Source organism: Thermococcus piezophilus, assembly GCF_001647085.1.
Taxonomy (GTDB): domain Archaea; phylum Methanobacteriota_B; class Thermococci; order Thermococcales; family Thermococcaceae; genus Thermococcus; species Thermococcus piezophilus.
Genome location: NZ_CP015520.1, coordinates 1066485 through 1083235 on the forward strand (window position 1 = coordinate 1066485; position 16751 = coordinate 1083235).

Consider the following 16751-nt stretch of genomic DNA (forward strand, 5'->3'; position numbering starts at 1 on the left):
GATTCATTGGGTAAACCCCTTATCCACCATGGGCTGAGGGCTACCATTTAAAAAAGTTTCTTCTTCCAAAAAATTGAGAGGGAGCAAAGCTCCTTACTTCTGGCTCGGACGATATACCCAGTTCCATAACCTAATCATATATTTAATGGTCGGCGGGTAACTCTGGATTACCTCCGTGATCTCCATGTTCTTTCTGAACGTCGGGGTTATGATCACCTCTTTAAGGATCTCCCTGCTGGGTGCTTTCCGGATTGTATAGGCACCTCCGTCGAAGTTGTATGCGGCTAGGAATTCAACCCCCTTGGGCAGTTCGGTTGAAGAAAAGAAGTCGGCAGCTTCCTTTGCGGCAACCGCACTCTCGTCTATTGACCATCTATGAGTTACATGGTATACGGACATTGGCACACCTCCACGTAATTCAATGAAATTTTAATGCATACCTGTCAGATGGGGCACCGTTGGGTGGGAAGAATCGCTGAGTTTCGTTGGTGCTTCAACTCGCGGCCTCACCCGGATAGAACCTGTTACTGGGGCCTTTAGCTTATGTTATATAAAGCTTTTGGCTGGTATGTCTAAATATATATCGCGAAAAATCTTTACATAACTAAGGTTAAATTGTGGGTGAGGGAATGGCCCACCATCAAAACTTTTTTATACCGTGCCGAACTTAGGGATTTCGTAAGAGGTGAGAGGGATGGCAAAAGAAAAGGCGACGCTACCACCCACTGGCGCCGGTCTCATGAGGTTCTTCGATGAGGATACCAAGGCAGTAAAGATAAGTCCAAGGGGCGTTATAGCCCTCACGCTGATACTCGTTGCTATGGAGTTGCTTCTTCACGCCTTTGGAACCCAGATCTTCGGTTAAATGAAGCTAGTTTTCTTTAATCCCCTTGCGTTCAGTTCCTCGTTTATTATCGTCCTCACGACTTCTTCGAGCTGGGTCTGGATGAGCTTGTCTACGTCATCCTTTATTTTGTCGATGTCATGCCTCAGTCCTTCCAGGAGCCGTATGTAGTCCTTCGCCATTTCGAGCTGGCCTTCCTGCCTAATTAACTGCTCCTTGAGGTGTTTGAAGTCCTCCTTCATGACATGGAGCTTCCTGAGCTCCCTCTGTAGCTCGTCGAGCTGTTTGGTTAATGCGTAGTTCTCCTCTTTGAGCTTCTTTATAAGCCTCTCCTTGGCTTCAAGCTCGCGCACAAGGGCATTGTACTCCTCAGCTATCTGGGTAAGCCTTTCTATCTCCCTCAAGGGGGGCACTTTACCGTTTCCGAGGATTATAACGTCCGGACCCACGTTGACAATGTCATCGGGTTTGATTTTCATTTTTTTCTCGTTGGAGAACATTCCTGGATGCTCGCCCTTTCCGAGGTTTTCCACGAGCTTCATCTTCAGGATAAAGTAGAACTGGTCGCCCTCAACCTCGACGTTGATGTCCGTCACGAATCCAAGTATCCTCCCCTCTGTGAGGGAAATCACGAACTTGTTAATGAGCTGATTGGCCTTGGCCTCGCTACCCTCTGCCATAAACACCACCGCGATTATTTGCCCCTTGGCGTACTTAACTTTTCCGCCAAGTCTTATAAAGTGAAAAACCTTCAACCCCATCCGGTGAGAGACATGATAATTTTCGTGGGGAGATCGAACGTTGGCAAGAGCACGCTCATCTTTCGCCTGACCGGAAAGCTGGTTAGGCGAGGCAAGCGGCCGGGGGTTACGAGAAAGCCTGTCGAGGTCAACTGGCGCAACAGAAGGGTCATCGATATGCCGGGCTTCGGATTCATGAGCGGCCTGCCGAAGGCCAGGCAGGAGAGGATAAAGGACGAGATAGTCCACTTCATAGAAGACAACGCCGACGAAATAGAGCTCGCGGTTCTCGTCATAGACGGCAAGAGCGCGCTGGAGATAATCGAGCGCTGGGAGAAGCGCGGTGAGATACCGATTGACGTCGAGTTCTTCCAGTTCCTCCGAGAACTGGGTATACCTACCATCGTCGCTGTGAACAAAATAGACAAGGTCAAGAACCTTCAGGCCACTATGAACCGTCTCGTGGAGAAGTTCGGGCTGAGCGGCACGTGGAACGACCACAGAGAAACCTTCGTGCCGATATCCGCCAAGTTCGGGAAGAACCTCGAGGAACTGAGGAGGCTCATGGAGAAGAAGCTCCAGGAAGGTAAGAAGAAGGAAAAAGAGCCTTCAGAGGACTTCGAGAACGATATGGGTGATGGTCTCCTTGACGCCGTCGAGTGAGGCTATCTCCTCGAGTATCTCGTCGAGTCTGGTCTTGTCTGCCTCGATTATGAGGTCTATATCCCCGGTAACCCTGTAAATCTTCTTTATCCTGAGCTTCTTTATCTCCTCGTAAACGTGCTTTCTCTTAGTTGGCTCGATTCTAACAAAGACAAAGACGTCACCTTTCCTCTCTCCGAGGAGGTCGAGGGCCTTGTCGGTGAGGTCGATGAAGCCCCTTCCCGTTCTTATGTAGCCGAGCTCTTTGAGAATCTTGAGGTGGTTGCTGAGAGCCTGCCTGGTTATTCCCAGCTCTCCGGCAAGTTCATCCTGGGTCTTTTCAACGGTATGGACCTCTATTGTCTTGCCTTCGTCATAGAACTTCCTGAGCAGTCTAATTTGTCTTGGGGTAAGGGTGGGTTTCTCTTCCATTTCCAAAACCTCCTTTGCAAGATTAGCGTTTATACCTTTTACGTCTTTTATTAAACCAACTAATTTCAAGGTCAATGTCAAATTTTCTTGGCTTCTACACTGATAGCTCCAAGCTTCTTTTATAAGTCTTTCCCAAGATTAACTTTTTAATCCCCGCCTCCAACCAACTCACATGAACAAAGCGACCTACACCGAAGACGTCCCGGAGGACAGGTTTGAACTCCTTGAGCGGATTGCCAGTGAGGATAAGCCGCTTAAGGTAATGCTCATCGGCGGAACCGACAGCGGAAAGACCACTCTGCTGACGTTTTTAGCAAATGGTCTTCTTGAACTGGGCTTTAGGGTCGCTGTAATCGATAGTGACGTTGGGCAGAAAGGAATTCTTCCTCCAGCAACCTTGAGCCTCGCCTTTCCGGAGGAGCGCTTCAAATCGCTGGGCGACCTGAGAGGGGTCGCTCACTACTTCATCGGAACCACTTCTCCCGGCCAGTACGCCGGAGAGATGGCGGTGGGTGTTAGGCGCCTTACCGATATAGCGATCAACGAAGCCGACGTCGTTCTCATAGATACCACCGGATTTGTAACCGGTCCGGGCCTCGAGATGAAGCGTCTTAAGGTCGAGCTGATAAAGCCCGAACTTACCCTTCTCTTGGAGCGGACGGACGAGCTGAGTCATCTGAGGAAGGTCCTTGCTCCTTACACGGAGATAATTGACCTCTCCGTGAGCCAGAAGGCAAGGGAACACTCGCAGGAAGAGCGTCGGGAAGTGAGGAAAGAGAAGTGGAAGACCTACTTTTCAAATGGAGAGCTCATCGAGGTGGATCTGAAGAAAATCGCCCCAACCGGGACGGAAATGTTCCTCGGCAGACCGCTGACGTCTGAGGAAAAGGATCTCCTCGCCGCCCTGTTCAAGTGGCTCGTGATTGCAGGCTGGAAAAATGAGCGCTACACCGTCGTTAAGGCCGATATGGAAAGCTTCCCAAGGCACTATAGCAAATCTGTAATCCACACTGTGGATTTTGAGAAGCTTAGCAACCTGCTCGTTGGCTTTATAGATGGAGACGGCCTGTGCCTCGGGGTTGGCATATTCAAGTGGGTAAACTTCAGCGAAATGAAAGCGCAAGTACTTACTCCGCTCACACCTGAGGAACTGGAGAAAGCCCTCGAGCTCAGGTTTGGGCGCATACGGGTGATTGAAACAGGCGAGGAACTTGGCCTCCTTCAGAGGAAGGAGCTGTAGCAAAGGTTTTTAAATTAAGAACCCAATAGAATTAGGTGGCCCTAATGGAGCTCAAGGCGTTCGTTGAGATAACGAGGCCCCACAACTGCGTCCTTGCTGGGATTGTGGGTCTTCTAGGCTCTATAGTGGCGGTGGGCCACTTCCCGGACCTTAAAACTAGCCTGCTTGTCTTCTTAGTGGTCACCCTCGGCTGTGCCGGTGGAAACACGATAAACGACTACTTTGACTACGAGATTGATAAAGTCAACCGACCAGATAGGCCCCTCCCGCGGGGGGCTATGGATAGAAAAACCGCCCTCTGGTACGCGATGCTCCTCTTCGCCGTCGGTATGGCCTTGGCTTACATGATAAACCGCTACGCCTTCATCCTCGCTGTCATAGCCTACGTTACGATGTGCCTCTACGCATGGAAGCTCAAGCCGCTCCCATTCATCGGGAACCTCGTGGTGGCTGGCCTTACGGGTGCGACGCCACTTTACGGTGCCGTCGCTGTTGAGCACTTCGGCCTGGCTGGCTATCTTGCCATCTGCGCCTTTCTCGTGAACGTCGCGAGGGAAGTCATCAAGGATATAGAGGACGTCGAGGGGGATTTGGTAAAGGGTGCTAAGACCCTGCCCATCATATGGGGAAAGAAAAAAGCCGCCTACGTCGGGTCGTTCTTTGCCCTGTTAACGGTCATTGCCTCATTCCTGCCTGTGAAAGCTGGTGTGGGTATTGGTTACTATGCCATGGTTCCTGTGGACGTGATTATACTCTACGCGGCCTATCTAATCCTGAAGAGCCAGGAGAGAGAGATGGCACGCAAATCACAGAAGTTGCTCAAGATGAGCATATTCCTTGCCGTTATGGCGTTCCTGATTGCTGCAATAGTTTAGGGGGTGAGTCTTGTGGAGTTTAGGGATGAGATAATCAAGAACCTTGAGGGAGAGGGCCTCTGGACGGTTATCACGTTCAAGACTCCCTACGGGCCAGGAGTTACGATGGAAAAGCTAAGCTCGGTCGTTGAGGATGCTGGATGGAAAGTAACATTCAAGGCCAACTGGTGGACTGCGGATATACCCTACGGCATCATCAGGATGGACCTCGAGAGGGAAGGAAAGGAGAAGATACTGCTCGGCAAGTGGATACTCAGCGAGGACTGTGCCCTAATCAAAGTGGAGAACTTTGACCTCGAACGCGGAAAGGATGAGTTCTTCCGCATGGTGGACAGCATAACCTCGACCCTCATCCACGACCCCGTGATAAGGACGATGAGGGAGCAGTACTGAGGGGATGTTTTTAATTTTTAACTTTCCTAAGCTTTTTAATCCCTCACCTAAGACGAGTGGTTTGTAGAAAAAGAGTGAAGGAAATATTGAAAAGCTGACTCACAGCGGCTCGTAGTAGCCTATCTCCGGTTCGTAGATTTCTCCCTCAGCTAAGAGCTTGGTTATGGCCTCTTCGATGAGCTCCTCGTCGAACTCCTTGGAGAGCTTCTTAACGATGAACTTGTGCGAGAGGGCCTTCTTCTTTTCGTTCAGCAGGTCGAGGACAGCCTTCTTGGCCTTCTCCAGCTCCGGGCTCTCTTCTGCCTTCTCCTCTAGTTCCTCCACTTCCTCCTCGAAGAGCTCCTCCTCGAGGTTTCTCTGTTCGAGCATTATGGTGTAGAGCTCGTCTATAGTGAGGAGCATGTCCTCGCTTACACCTTTGTTTTTGGCTATCACCTTGGCCTTCGCTGTGATGCCGTACTTGTCGTAAATCTCAAAGGCTATTTGGGCCTTCTTTGCGTGCTCGACCTTCTCCTTGAGGGTTTCGAAGCGGTGGAGTATCCATATGTTGGGGTGGACCGTAGCTATGCCCTCTACGAGTATCTGCTTGTCGTCGCGCCATTCGGCAACCTTGCCGATTATCTGGACGAGGTCACCCTTCTTCACGAGCCTTATAAAGCGGGTGTCGTCCCTAAACCCGAGAACCCATATCGTCCCTGTTCCGTCGTCTATCTGGAGCTTTCCGTAAGTCTCGTCGTCGCTTATGACTGGCTCGCGGACGACGGTCGCGACTACCTTAACGCGGTAGACCTTCCTCGCGTCCTTCGTTATCAGATAGTTGGGCTCGAAATCGCCCTCGCTCTTGACGTAGTATCCCTCTAGGATATCCTTTATATAAACCCTACTCGCTGGGAGGCGCTTCTTCATTCTGACCACCACGCGAGCGCGCTCTCAACCTTTGGGAGAACTTTCCTCTCAAGTTCTCTAATCTCTTCGAGGGCTTCCAAATCGGCCTCGCTGAAGTCCTGTATGACCTCGCCGTAGATGTGAACCCCCTCGTCATTCCTTATGACTCTCCCTATGACCCTGACGATTTGACCGTTCTGCGGGAGGACGTTCTCCTCGCTCTCGATAAGTATGACTCCAGTTCCGTCGTCGAGCCAGAAGGTGTAGTCCATCTTGTCGACCTTGAAGGCCTTTCCCATGAGAGCCACGCGGGTGTCGTCCTCGGTTATTTCTCCTATTTTCCTCTCGACGGCCGGCTTGCGCCGCCTGTACCTAACCTCCTCCATTCACAGCACCTCCTTGAGGACCTCCTTCAGCTCGGCCCTCACCCGGCTTATCTCCCTTCTGTAGTCCACCTCGTCCCAGCCGAAGGCCTTCAGTATTAGCCCGAGGAACTTGTCGTCCACCACGTTGCCCCTGACCACTATTTCCCTGCCGAGTAGGTAGTAGTACTCCTCTTCTGCGAGCTTCTTACTGGCTTCCTTGGCGGTCAAGCCCTCCTCCATGAGCTCCCTCATCCTCTCGGCTATCTCTTCCGGATCCTTTCCGATAAGCTCCGCCGCGTCGTCCCCAAAGAGAGTTGTCCTGATGTAGCCGGTGGAGTCGTCAAGGCCAAAGTCAATGATGGTTATCTTTATCGGGTGAACCTCGCCGTGCTCGGGGCACACCCAGGTGTCCGTTGCGGGCTCGTAGTCAACCTTTCTCCTGCACTCTGGACAGGCGTCGTAAACGGTAACGCGGTATAGCCTCGCTATAGTTCCGCGAACCTCAACGAACCTCTCACCGCCCATCAACTCACCTATATTGACGCGCCTGTAGTTGTAGCTCCTCACATCTTCGAGCGGTGGGATTTCTTCAACGCGCGGATCCTCTGGATTGAGTATTATCCTCGTCCTGAAGTTGGCATGGAGTTCTATTCCGGACCTGCCCTCCCTGATGCTCGGGTCTATAATCTTGATTACATCTCCTGGGTTAAGCTCGTTGTAGTACTTGGCCACTTGACTGTCCCAGAGGACGAGCCTGGCTTTTCCGGTGGAGTCGTAAATTATCACGTTGGCGACCTGGCCGCTCGAGCCGTCCCTCCGCTGGTACTCCCTCGGCGGGTACTTCCTCAGTATCCTCGCGACTATGTTCACGTTGGTCATCCCGGGAACGAGATCTGCTATGTGAAGGAGCTCTTCTCTCCCCTCCAAGTTGATTCCCAACTCTTCGGCGAGCATTAAAGCCGCGGCATGCTCGGAAATTCCCTCGCGGGAAGCTATCTCCGCTATCTTCTCTTCGATTTCGTCTTTGGAGAGACCCTTCTGCCTCTCTATCATCTCGATGATTTGTTCCTTGGTCAGCACTCCCATAGAACTCACCTTAATGGTAATAATGGGTGCGGGTATTTAAACTTTTCTCTAGGGGCTGAGTTCTTAGAAAAGAGCGTTCTGTTTCTTTTATGGGCAGAAATAAGGGAACTGAAAGGTTAAGAAATTACTCTTCGCCTTCTGAAGCCGCCTCACCTTTCTCGAGCTTCTCAATTAAATCGCTGTACTCAGCGTGAACCACTTTCTTGAAGGCCTCCTTGATTATCATTGGATCGTTTTCAGGGAATCCGTAGAGCTCAGCAAATTTGGGCGTTGTTCCGAGGAGCTTTGTCCTCTCGTAGGGTTCGGCATAGATGAGGCCCATCTCCTGTAGCTTCCTTATGTGCTCGTAGGCCTGGCTCCCGCGGAGCTTCACGAGCCTGCTCTGCTCTATCGGCTGAAGATAAGCTATAAGCGCTAGCGTTTTCAGCTCGCCCGCCCTCAAATCGGGCCTCGGCATCATGTGGATAACTTTTTGAGAGTACTCCTGCTTCACCTGCATCACGTACTTGTCTCCGAGAACGCGCACCACTTCGATTGCACTCTTCCGCTCTGCATATTCCGCTGCGATAAGTTCGATGAGCTTTTCGAGATAATCCAGCGACTTTATTCCCAAAGCTTTGGACAGTTCTTTAACGCTCAGTGGCCGTCCAGAAACGAAGAGGGCTGCTTCAACAAGGGCCTTGTCTTCTATGAGTCCCATTATTACCACCTCCTTGGAAATTTGAACCTCCTCTTATAGGGTTTACTCTCCAAGGAGAATCCTCCTGATGGTGCGGTACTTCTTCTCCCAGGCCGCCTCGTCGACCACCACTAAGAGGGAGCCGTTTCTAACTACGACCATGTCTCTAAGGATCGCCAGGAACTTGACAACTGCAGTGATGCCGTTGTATATCGTTAGATACTCGATGCCGTCTAGTATTATGACGCCGGTGAGTCCATGCATCTCTGCCTCGCGCAGGTACCTGTTAGAAAGCTCGAGCATTTTGGCCAGGTTCGTGGGGTGAATTGCGTTCTCCCCCCTCGTGTTGGTGATGAAGTATGTTCTACACGTTTCTGGAGGGGATACATCCCTAACAAAAGCTAAGGCTGGGTATTCCCTAAACATCTCTTTCATCTTGCGGTATTCATCACTGGGAATCAGCTTGACTCCGGGCTCGATGTTGGCCTTTACCGGATTCTTCAGCTTGATGAACTCTTCGGAAAGCATATGCAGGCCATGAAGTATACTAAGAGAACCGTAAGTATGGCCCCTAAAGTGAAGCCTATCGGGGCGAACCAATCCACACCCCTGAGGAAGGGATAATCCATCTCGTGAAGTCCCATCAGAAGAACCATCCACCCAGCCCTTTTGGCGCTCTTGAAGCTCTCCTCGCTGGCGTGCAGTATGAATAGTCCAAACAGGACAACAAAGAAAGCGGAGACACCGTAGGGGATGCCCACTATGGAAACCCGGCCCTTACCCAAGGTTACACTGTACATGGCGGCAATCAGGGGGGAGTGGCATATATGAAGGCGTGTTTGGTATTCCAGCCGAGCTCCTCGGAGAGAAATATTAGTGAGCCGAGAAATAGCACGGAGGAAAACGCAGCTTCGGTGATTGTTATAAGCCGGAGGATGCCCAGGGCGTCGGAGACTATGCTGAGAGCCGCGATTATTCAGGCGAGGGACCATACAAAGGCGGACCTTCTTCGGGAGCGGAGGTATACTATGAGAAGAATCATTGAGACTGTCAGTTTTGCAAGCAGACTGAGTGTCTGGCCAACCAGCAAGAGGGATTTATTCATGTTGCTCACCTATGGATGCCCAAGTATATCTTTGGACTTCAAAGCCTAAAAACTTTAACTTACTATCTAACCACAAAATGGCCGTTGGATGCCTCCGACCGCAATCTTTATAAACCCATCCCGATAGCTCAATAGCGGTACGGCGGTCATAGCGGTGGGGTTACACCCGGTCTCGTTTCGACCCCGGAAGTTAAGCCCGCCAGCGATCCCGGGTGTACTGCCCTCCGAGAGGGGGCGGGAAACCGGGGACGCCGCCGGCCACCCAAAGCGCCCGGGTGGTGTAGTCAGGCCCATCATACGGGACTGTCACTCCCGTGACTCGGGTTCAAATCCCGACCCGGGCGCCATCCCAAGTTTCTAAGCATCAAATTTTGTGGCAGTCGGTACTGGGTTTGAAACCTAAGCTCGCCGGGGTAAAGTTTTTAAGATGTCCCCCTGTTATCCCATCGGGATGGGCCGGTAGCTCAGCCTGGTTAGAGCGCGGGGCTTTTAACCCCGTGGCCGCGGGTTCGAATCCCGTCCGGCCCGCCATTAGCCCTTTCTGACGAAAGCGCCGCTTTCACTTCGTTCAGGCACCCTTGACGGATAGCGGGAATTTTTGAGTGATTATGATGGCTGAGTTGTGAGAGAGCGTTCATTAAGTGTTGGTTATGTTTTTGTGGGTTCCTTGTTTGGCTGTTCATCCCCTGCTGGTTCGGAGTTAAGATGACGCCCGTAGGGCGTCAGTTTTGGAGGGACTCTGTCAATAGTCCTTATCAATGGGGACCTCAAAATAAACCTGTAGCTTGACAAAGAATGCGACGTTAAAGACCAGACTTTATAACAGTTGACCAATTTTGGACAAACTTCGCAAAGGCAAAGTTTGTGAGGAGCGAAAACTACTTAAACATTTTTGGGCAACCTAACGCGGTGAGGGCGTTGGAGATAAGCAAGAGGGAAGAGGAATACCTCGAGACCATGTACATCCTCCACAAGAACAAGGGTGTTATACGCGTCAAGGACATCGCTAAAATGATGAGGGTCAAGCCCCCAAGCGTCGTCGATGCTCTCAAAAAGCTCAGCGAGAAGGGTCTGGTCGAATATGAGAAGTACGATAGGATTCTTCTGACCGAGAAGGGTAAAGAGGTTGCCGAACAGACCTATTCAAAACATCTCCTCTTGACTAAGTTCTTCATAGACATCCTCGGCATACCCCCCGAGATAGCGGAGCATGACGCCTGCCAGTTTGAGCACTATGTGAGCGAGATAACTGTGCAGAGGATAAGGGAGTTTGCCCAGTTCATACAGGAGCAGTGCCCGTACGTGCTCAAGCAGTTCATTAAAGAAAAGCTGGCAGAGAATGAGGCTCTTGAGTGATTCTTCTGCGTACTTTTCAAAAAATATTGTGTGGGGATTAGATGACCCCACCGAGGTATGCGAAGTAGGCTATGAACACCAGGACGAGGATGTACATAAGCGGGTGGATCTCCTTCCAGCGGCCGCTGAAGACCTTGAGCAGTGTGTAGCTTATGAAGCCCATTCCTATGCCGTCCGCTATTGAGTAGGTGTAGGGTATAGTTATGAGCACGAGGAACGCCGGGATGGCCTCTGTTGGGTCGCTGAAGTCGACCTCCTTTATGGCGCTGAGCATGTAGTAACCCACTATGACCAGCGCTGGAGCGGTGGCGAAGGCTGGAATGGCCTGGGCCAGCGGGGCAATGAAGAGGCCTATGGCTAAGAACAGGAAGCCCGTAACCAGGGCAGTCATTCCAGTTCTGCCGCCCTCTTCTATCCCCGCTGCACTCTCGATGTATGTTGTGACGGTTGAGGTTCCGAGGACCGCACCGACAGTTGTGCCGACGGCATCGGTGAGAAGGATCTTTTCTGCATCGGGTATCTTTCCGTCTCTGGTTATGAAACCAGCCTTGGCGCTCAGGCCAGTCACCGTTCCAAGAGTGTCAAAGAAGTCCACCATGAAGAAGGCAAAGATCACGCCGAGGGCACCAACGTTGAGCAGTCCCTGGAGGTCCATCTTCATGAAGGTGTAGCTTATGTCCGGGGTCGAGAATAGTTGCTCGGGCCACGGTGCGGTTCCAGTAATCCAGCCGAGGATGCTGGTGGTTACGATGGAGATGAGCAGAGCGCCCTTGATGCGGCGGGCAATAAGAACCGCAGTCAGGAAGAGGCCGAAGAAGAACAGCAGGATCTGCTTGCTCGCCAGTGCGGTGGTGTTCAGGCCTGTGAATTTGAGCACCCCATCCTGGACGAAAGCTGTGAGAAGGCCTATGTTGTTGAGGCCTATGAGCGTAAGGAAGAGGCCTATTCCAGCACCAACGGCGTACTTCTGGCTGAGTGGGATTGCGTGGATGATCGCGCTCCTAACTTTCGTGACGCTCAGGATGATGAATATTATACCCTCGACGAAGACAGCGGCTAAAGCCACCTTCCAGTCGTAGCCCATGCCCAAAACAACGCTGTAGGCGAAGTAAGCGTTGAGGCCCATTCCAGGGGCCAAGGCGAAGGGCTTCTTGGCGTAGAGACCCATGAGAATCGTCGCAAAGCCAGCAGCTAAAGCCGTGACGGCGACGAGGGAGTCAAAGGCCTCCTTACCTATGGCATCGCTGAGGATCGCTGGATTAACGAAGAGGATGTAGGCCATTGTCATGAAGGTCGTAACGCCCGCTAACATCTCAGTCCTCATGTCTGTGCCGTACTTATCAAACTCAAAGTACCTCTCGAACCATCTCATGAGCGCACCTCCTTGATTAGCTGATTTTTGCTAATAACTTAGTTTTTTAAAGCTTTTTTTGACAAAAATTTGTAAATAAGAAGTGCAGCTTTTTACTCTGGGGGACTATAGAAGGATACCAAAAAGAGGGTTCATTTGAGAATAGAAAACGAGCGAACCTCCACATCTACCCTTTCTGGCAGATCTTCCACCGAGAATGGAAGCTCATCAAGGAAACGCTCGGCCAGGATAAGCTCGTCTCCGATTTTAAGCCTGAGCCTTATCCTCCCTGGAAGGAGTTCGTAGTCCACTATCTCCGCCATTTTCCCAGGCTTCACGTAAACGCTCTCCGGCCTGAAAAAGACCCGAACCTTTCCATCCCTTTCAACGTCGAAGCACAGTCCGCCTATGCAGGCCTTCCCATCCTTGGCCTTCAGCTTAAGGATGTTGCTCAGCCCCAGAAAGCGCGCCACGAACTCGGTCTTGGGCCTGTAGTAAAGCTCCAGCGGCTTTCCAACCTGCTCCACGTGGCCGACGTTCATGACGGCTATCCGGTCGCTTATCGCCATTGCCTCTTCTTGGTCGTGGGTGACGTAGATGGTCGTTATCCCCAGCTCGCGCTGGATTCTCTTTATCTCGCTCCGTAACCTCTCTCGGATTTTAGCGTCGAGGTTGCTCAGCGGCTCGTCGAGGAGGAGAACCTCTGGCTCTATGACCAGTGCCCTTGCCAAAGCCACGCGCTGCTGCTGACCACCGCTCAGCTGCTCCGGATAGCGGTTTTCGAGTTCTTCCAAGCCTACAAGCTCAAGGGCCCACCTAACCTTCCTCTCGATTTCATCCCGTGGAAGTCTCTTAATCTCCAAGCCAAAAGCGATGTTATCAAAGACCGTCAGGTGAGGAAACAGCGCATAATCCTGGAAGACTATGCCTATGTTCCTCTCGTAAGGCGGCAGTTCGTTCACGATATTCCCATTGAAGAGTATCTCTCCCTTATCTGGCTTTTCGAAGCCCGCTATCATCCTCAACGTGGTCGTCTTTCCACAGCCGCTCGGCCCCAGGAGCGTGAGAAACTCCCCATCCTTTGCCTTGAGGTAACCAATCTCCAGCCTGAAGTTTTCCCAAGCTTTGATAATATTCTTCAGTTCAACTCTCACCATATCTCCTCACCTACCTTCTCTATCAGTATGAAGCCCGCTGTCGAGATGGCCATCAGGAGAACCGCCAGGGCGGAAGCCGAGCCGAACTGCCTCGCTCCAAGGAAGCGGTATATTGCCACAGTCATCGTGGTGTATTCCGGTGCCGCTAGCATGTAGGTCGCTCCGAGCTCGGCTATGCTTATTGCGAATGCGAATATCGAGCCAACGATCATCCCACCGAGGGCGAGTGGCAGCTCCACCTTCAGGAAAGCCTTCCACTCATTGGCTCCGAGGCTCATCGCGGCCTCCCAGAGGTTGGGCCTTATCTTCTTGAGGGACGTCGAAACGGCGCGGAGAACAAAGGGGTAAGCTATGACGGTGTGCGCCGCTATGATGAGGTATGCTGTGTAGTACAGCTCAGTATTGTGGAAGACTCTGATATAGCCCAGTCCGAGGGTTATTGCAGAGCTCGCCAGCGGGAGCATCACGAGGACGTCGAAGAGTCTCTTCCCGCGGAAGTTCCAGCGGTGGAGGGCGTATGCTATAGGAAGGGCAATGACAACCGACAGCACTACCGTGGAGAAGCCGAAGAGGAGGGAGTTCCTTATGGCATCGAGCGTCGTTGCACCGAACATCGGGTTGAACTCTGCCGAGAAGATTCTCCTGTACCACTCTAGGCTCCACTCGCCATTGAACTGGAGCGAGTCGTAGATAACAGCTATTAGGGGTGCGATGATCAGGAGCAGGACGAGGATGGAGTAGAGGCCGATGAGAAGGCCCTTAACGCTGAGGATGTCCCTTTTTGTAAAGTTTCTTGGCTTCTGGAGAATCCTTTGCTCCTCGCGCTTCGCGTAGGCGTCGAGGCTTTTCAGGTAGAAGTACATGAAGAGCATGCTGAGGGCTATCTGGATTATGGCCAGTGCCGAACCAGTCTTGAAGTCAAGGAGCACCATTATTGACGTGAAGATGTCCACCTCTATGGTGGCGTACTGGTAGCCACTGAGGATGAGGGGTATGGAGAAGCTCAGGAAGCAGAAAACGAATGTGAGCATGGCAGAGGCAAAGATGGCGGGGGAAATCAGCGGAAGGGTGACCCTCCAGAAGAGCTTCCAGCCTTTGGCCCCGAGGGCCATAGCCATCTCTTCGTAGTGGGGATTAACGCGCTGCCACAGCGATGAGACCATCCTGATGACTATGGGGAAGTTGTAGAACGCGTGGGCGAGAAGGATGGCCTTCCACGAGTAAAGGACTCCCAAGTCCCTGCCTATGAGTTGGGTTATGAAGCCGCTCTTTCCAAAGAGGAGAATGTAACCCAAAGCTACCATCACGCTCGGCATGACGAAAGGAACCGTTAAGACGGCCTTCAGCAGGCCCTTTCCGGGGAAGTCATATTTGGCGAAGATGTACGCCCCAGGGAGGCCGAGGATGAGGGTGAGAAGCGTGGAGGCAACAGCCTGAGCTATCGTGAAGAGTATGACCCGTCTGTGGTATGCGTTCGAAAGAACGGGGGCTATATATTTGAGTGTCGGGCCGTTGTCCCACAGGCCCGTCTTTATTATGCTGATTAGGGGAACGTAGAAGAAGAACACAAGGAAGGCTATAGGAATCAGCACTGCGAGCTTCGAGAGCCTCATACTCACAACTCGGTTTTGGCCGTTTATAAGCTTTGATTGGACAAAGTTGTTAAACTCCTCACGAGAATCTTTACGGGGTGGCACCATGAAGGCTCCCGAGCTGGGGATAAAGATTGGCTCCTACGCTCATGGGAAGAGAAACTCCATCGCTGACCTAGGCGTCAAGGTTGGTCACTCGACGATAATCGAGGGGGATAGCATCAGAACAGGCGTTACCGTTCTCCTTCCACCAGTGAAGAATCCATACAAGGAGAGACTCTTTGCTTCAACCTTTGTTATGAACGGCTTCTCAAAGCCGATAGGCTTCGTTCAGGTGAATGAGCTCGGCTATATGGAAACTCCCATAGCTCTCACCAACACGCTGGCCGTTTACACCGTCGCTAACGCGATGGTGAAGCATGTGATGGAGCTGAATCCGGATTTAAGGAGCGTCTCGCCCATGGTGATGGAGTGCAACGACTCCTACCTCAACAACATACGGGCGATGGCGGTCACAGAGGAGCACTACTTCGAGGCCATGAAAGGTGCGAGCCTGGACTTTGAGGAGGGCTCGGTTGGAGCGGGGACTGGAATGAGCGCCTTCGAGTTCAAGGGGGGAATAGGCTCGTCATCGAGGGTGGTTGAAATCGGTAGGGAAAAATACACAGTGGCATCGCTCGTCTTGGCGAACTTTGGGAGGAGAGAGGACCTGACGATGGCAGGCGTTCCGGTAGGTATAGAGCTGAGGGACTACCCTGGCAGAGGAGCTTCCAGCAAGGGGAGCATCTCGATGGTTATCGCTACAGATGCCTCCTTAACGGCAAGGCAACTCGGCAGGCTTGCGAAAAGAGCCGTTGTCGGTCTCGCCAGAACAGGTGGATACGCCTACCACGGCAGTGGGGACGTTGTTTTAGCGTTCTCAACGGCCCAAACTGTTCCTCTCGACAAAGAGCCACATCTCATAAGCTTTCTGCCCGACAATGCCTTGAGCAGGCTTTTCAAAGCGGCAGCAGAGTCAACGGAAGAGGCGATAATTAACGCCCTCCTTCAAGCGAGGACTATGGAAGGCAACGGAAAGATTAGGTATGCGCTTCCCCTCGATAGGCTCCTCGAAATCATGGAGAAGTATGGAAGGCTCGAAAAAACCTAAACCTTTATTTCCTCATACTTCTTTTTCATTAAAAGCGCGTCCTCCTCAATTTTCGGACTCTCGCTTATGACGACACCTTTAACGCGGAACTCCCTGAGAACCCTCAACAGGTCCTCCCACCTCATGTCACTCCCCTGAAGCGGCAAGTGCCTCTTCTCACCCTTCTCGGTGTACTCAATCCCGCTCATGTGAATGTGCATGTTGTCGAGGGCTTCTCTGCCTAAGCGGTCCTCGATGAAGCTCAGCATCTCGTGCCACTCCTCAATTGAGTTACACTTTCCTGCGTTCCTCGCGTGGGCGTGGGCGAAGTCTATTGTCGGGAGAACCGTCTCAAGCTCCTCGCTCAACTTAACTATCTCCTTCAAATCTCCGAACTGGGTGGGCTTTCCTGTAAGCTCTGGCCTGAGCCAGACTTTAACTCCTTTGTCCATCAGCTCGCGCTCTACGTCTTCCAGCTCGTTTTTAATACGCTCGTAGACCCTTTTGGGGTGTTGCTTGAGGTAGTAGCCAGCGTGAAAAACAACGCTCCAGCCGCCAGCATCGTAGAGCCTCTCTGCACTCTGGATTATCCTCCTTTTGCTTGCCTCGACCTTGTCCTTCTCGCTCGCGTTGAGGTTGATGTAGTAAGGCGCGTGAGCCGTTAATAGAACGTCATGCTTTTTCGCTACGTACTTTATCTTCTTCGCCAGCTCGGGCTTTACATTGATTCCGCGGACGAATTCGAGCTCCATAGCGTCTAAACCAAGGTTTCTCACATGGATTATGCCGTCTATCGTTGAGCGCTTTGGAGTGGAGAGCGGTATTCCGGCTGTTCCGAAGCGCAACTTGTTCATCCTGAACATTCTCACCACCCAAAGAG

General features: G+C 51.9%; 20 protein-coding genes, 2 tRNA genes and 1 rRNA gene. 10 read left to right on the top strand and 13 right to left on the bottom strand.

The window, feature by feature from the left end:
• Positions 1 to 93: 93 nt before the first annotated feature.
• On the bottom strand, positions 94 to 399 hold the full coding sequence (locus tag A7C91_RS05770; RefSeq protein ID WP_068665706.1) for a hypothetical protein: 306 nt from the start codon (positions 397 to 399) through the stop codon (positions 94 to 96).
• A 295-nt stretch (positions 400 to 694) separates the two neighbouring features.
• On the opposite strand from A7C91_RS05770, the gene A7C91_RS05775 reads away from it, so the two are divergent.
• Complete coding sequence (locus A7C91_RS05775) at positions 695 to 865, top strand: preprotein translocase subunit Sec61beta (protein WP_068665708.1); 171 nt, start codon at positions 695 to 697, stop codon at positions 863 to 865.
• Here the strand turns inward: A7C91_RS05775 and A7C91_RS05780 are convergent.
• On the bottom strand, positions 862 to 1524 hold the full coding sequence (locus A7C91_RS05780; RefSeq protein ID WP_068665710.1) for a GAS domain-containing protein: 663 nt from the start codon (positions 1522 to 1524) through the stop codon (positions 862 to 864). The genes A7C91_RS05775 and A7C91_RS05780 overlap by 4 nt on opposite strands.
• Before the next feature lie 93 nt (positions 1525 to 1617).
• Here A7C91_RS05780 and engB point away from each other — a divergent pair, with 93 nt between their 5' ends.
• The gene (gene engB / locus A7C91_RS05785) at positions 1618 to 2247 is read left to right on the top strand and encodes a GTP-binding protein EngB (protein WP_068665712.1); all 630 of its coding nucleotides are present in this window, start codon (positions 1618 to 1620) and stop codon (positions 2245 to 2247) included.
• On the opposite strand, the gene A7C91_RS05790 is transcribed toward engB, so the two are convergent.
• Positions 2194 to 2658: an Lrp/AsnC family transcriptional regulator gene (locus A7C91_RS05790; RefSeq protein ID WP_068665714.1), complete on the bottom strand. Its 465-nt coding sequence runs from the start codon at positions 2656 to 2658 to the stop codon at positions 2194 to 2196. The two genes, engB and A7C91_RS05790, sit on opposite strands and share 54 nt — an antisense overlap.
• 172 nt (positions 2659 to 2830) lie before the next feature.
• Here A7C91_RS05790 and A7C91_RS05795 point away from each other — a divergent pair, with 172 nt between their 5' ends.
• Genes A7C91_RS05795 through A7C91_RS05805 form a run of 3 tightly spaced genes read left to right on the top strand, consistent with a single transcriptional unit; the run spans position 2831 to position 5166 of the window.
• Entirely contained in the window at positions 2831 to 3898 is a 1068-nt protein-coding gene (locus A7C91_RS05795) for a Clp1/GlmU family protein (protein WP_068665716.1), read from the top strand.
• A gap of 44 nt (positions 3899 to 3942) precedes the next feature.
• Positions 3943 to 4773 (top strand): geranylgeranylglycerol-phosphate geranylgeranyltransferase, encoded by an 831-nt coding sequence (locus A7C91_RS05800; protein ID WP_068665718.1) that lies wholly within the window; start codon positions 3943 to 3945, stop codon positions 4771 to 4773.
• Between the two features lie 12 nt (positions 4774 to 4785).
• Entirely contained in the window at positions 4786 to 5166 is a 381-nt protein-coding gene (locus tag A7C91_RS05805; protein ID WP_068665720.1) for a ribonucleoside-triphosphate reductase, read from the top strand.
• 99 nt (positions 5167 to 5265) lie between these two features.
• Here the strand turns inward: A7C91_RS05805 and A7C91_RS05810 are convergent, their stop codons facing one another.
• The 6 genes from A7C91_RS05810 to A7C91_RS05835 form a co-directional block, all read right to left on the bottom strand.
• On the bottom strand, positions 5266 to 6072 hold the full coding sequence (locus tag A7C91_RS05810; RefSeq protein WP_068665721.1) for an OB-fold nucleic acid binding domain-containing protein: 807 nt from the start codon (positions 6070 to 6072) through the stop codon (positions 5266 to 5268).
• Positions 6069 to 6437 (bottom strand): replication protein RepA, encoded by a 369-nt coding sequence (locus A7C91_RS05815; protein WP_068665723.1) that lies wholly within the window; start codon positions 6435 to 6437, stop codon positions 6069 to 6071. The genes A7C91_RS05810 and A7C91_RS05815 overlap by 4 nt, the downstream gene beginning before the upstream one ends.
• Complete coding sequence (locus tag A7C91_RS05820; protein WP_068665725.1) at positions 6438 to 7502, bottom strand: OB-fold nucleic acid binding domain-containing protein; 1065 nt, start codon at positions 7500 to 7502, stop codon at positions 6438 to 6440.
• Between the two features lie 124 nt (positions 7503 to 7626).
• Positions 7627 to 8202 (bottom strand): SMC-Scp complex subunit ScpB, encoded by a 576-nt coding sequence (gene scpB / locus A7C91_RS05825; RefSeq protein ID WP_068665727.1) that lies wholly within the window; start codon positions 8200 to 8202, stop codon positions 7627 to 7629.
• A gap of 42 nt (positions 8203 to 8244) precedes the next feature.
• Positions 8245 to 8709 carry a DUF835 domain-containing protein gene (locus tag A7C91_RS05830; RefSeq protein ID WP_068665729.1) on the bottom strand — a complete coding sequence of 155 codons (465 nt, stop codon included), beginning with the start codon at positions 8707 to 8709 and terminating at the stop codon, positions 8245 to 8247.
• Positions 8682 to 8981 carry a hypothetical protein gene (locus A7C91_RS05835; protein WP_068665730.1) on the bottom strand — a complete coding sequence of 100 codons (300 nt, stop codon included), beginning with the start codon at positions 8979 to 8981 and terminating at the stop codon, positions 8682 to 8684. Before A7C91_RS05835 ends, A7C91_RS05830 begins: the two co-directional genes overlap by 28 nt.
• Before the next feature lie 443 nt (positions 8982 to 9424).
• On the opposite strand from A7C91_RS05835, the gene rrf reads away from it, so the two are divergent.
• The 4 genes from rrf (at position 9425) to A7C91_RS05860 (ending at position 10642) form a co-directional block, all read left to right on the top strand.
• Positions 9425 to 9546: ribosomal RNA gene (gene rrf / locus A7C91_RS05845) — 5S ribosomal RNA — on the top strand.
• Positions 9547 to 9555: 9 nt separating this feature from the next.
• A tRNA-Asp gene (locus A7C91_RS05850) sits at positions 9556 to 9633 on the top strand.
• A gap of 106 nt (positions 9634 to 9739) precedes the next feature.
• Positions 9740 to 9817 (top strand) — tRNA-Lys (locus tag A7C91_RS05855).
• Positions 9818 to 10204: 387 nt separating this feature from the next.
• Positions 10205 to 10642: a metal-dependent transcriptional regulator gene (locus A7C91_RS05860; protein ID WP_068665734.1), complete on the top strand. Its 438-nt coding sequence runs from the start codon at positions 10205 to 10207 to the stop codon at positions 10640 to 10642.
• A 37-nt stretch (positions 10643 to 10679) separates the two neighbouring features.
• Here A7C91_RS05860 and A7C91_RS05865 read toward each other — a convergent pair whose 3' ends face one another.
• The 3 genes from A7C91_RS05865 to A7C91_RS05875 form a co-directional block, all read right to left on the bottom strand.
• Positions 10680 to 12014, bottom strand: coding sequence for an NCS2 family permease (locus tag A7C91_RS05865; protein ID WP_068665735.1), 1335 nt, complete (start codon positions 12012 to 12014; stop codon positions 10680 to 10682).
• A 131-nt stretch (positions 12015 to 12145) separates the two neighbouring features.
• Entirely contained in the window at positions 12146 to 13150 is a 1005-nt protein-coding gene (locus A7C91_RS05870; protein WP_068665736.1) for an ABC transporter ATP-binding protein, read from the bottom strand.
• Complete coding sequence (locus tag A7C91_RS05875; RefSeq protein ID WP_068665740.1) at positions 13144 to 14763, bottom strand: ABC transporter permease; 1620 nt, start codon at positions 14761 to 14763, stop codon at positions 13144 to 13146. The genes A7C91_RS05870 and A7C91_RS05875 overlap by 7 nt, the downstream gene beginning before the upstream one ends.
• Before the next feature lie 85 nt (positions 14764 to 14848).
• On the opposite strand from A7C91_RS05875, the gene A7C91_RS05880 reads away from it, so the two are divergent.
• A complete protein-coding gene (locus A7C91_RS05880; RefSeq protein ID WP_068665742.1) occupies positions 14849 to 15892 on the top strand; it encodes a DmpA family aminopeptidase in 1044 nt (347 codons plus the stop codon).
• On the opposite strand, the gene A7C91_RS05885 is transcribed toward A7C91_RS05880, so the two are convergent.
• Positions 15889 to 16734 carry a deoxyribonuclease IV gene (locus tag A7C91_RS05885; RefSeq protein ID WP_068665743.1) on the bottom strand — a complete coding sequence of 282 codons (846 nt, stop codon included), beginning with the start codon at positions 16732 to 16734 and terminating at the stop codon, positions 15889 to 15891. The two genes, A7C91_RS05880 and A7C91_RS05885, sit on opposite strands and share 4 nt — an antisense overlap.
• Positions 16735 to 16751 lie beyond the last annotated feature (17 nt).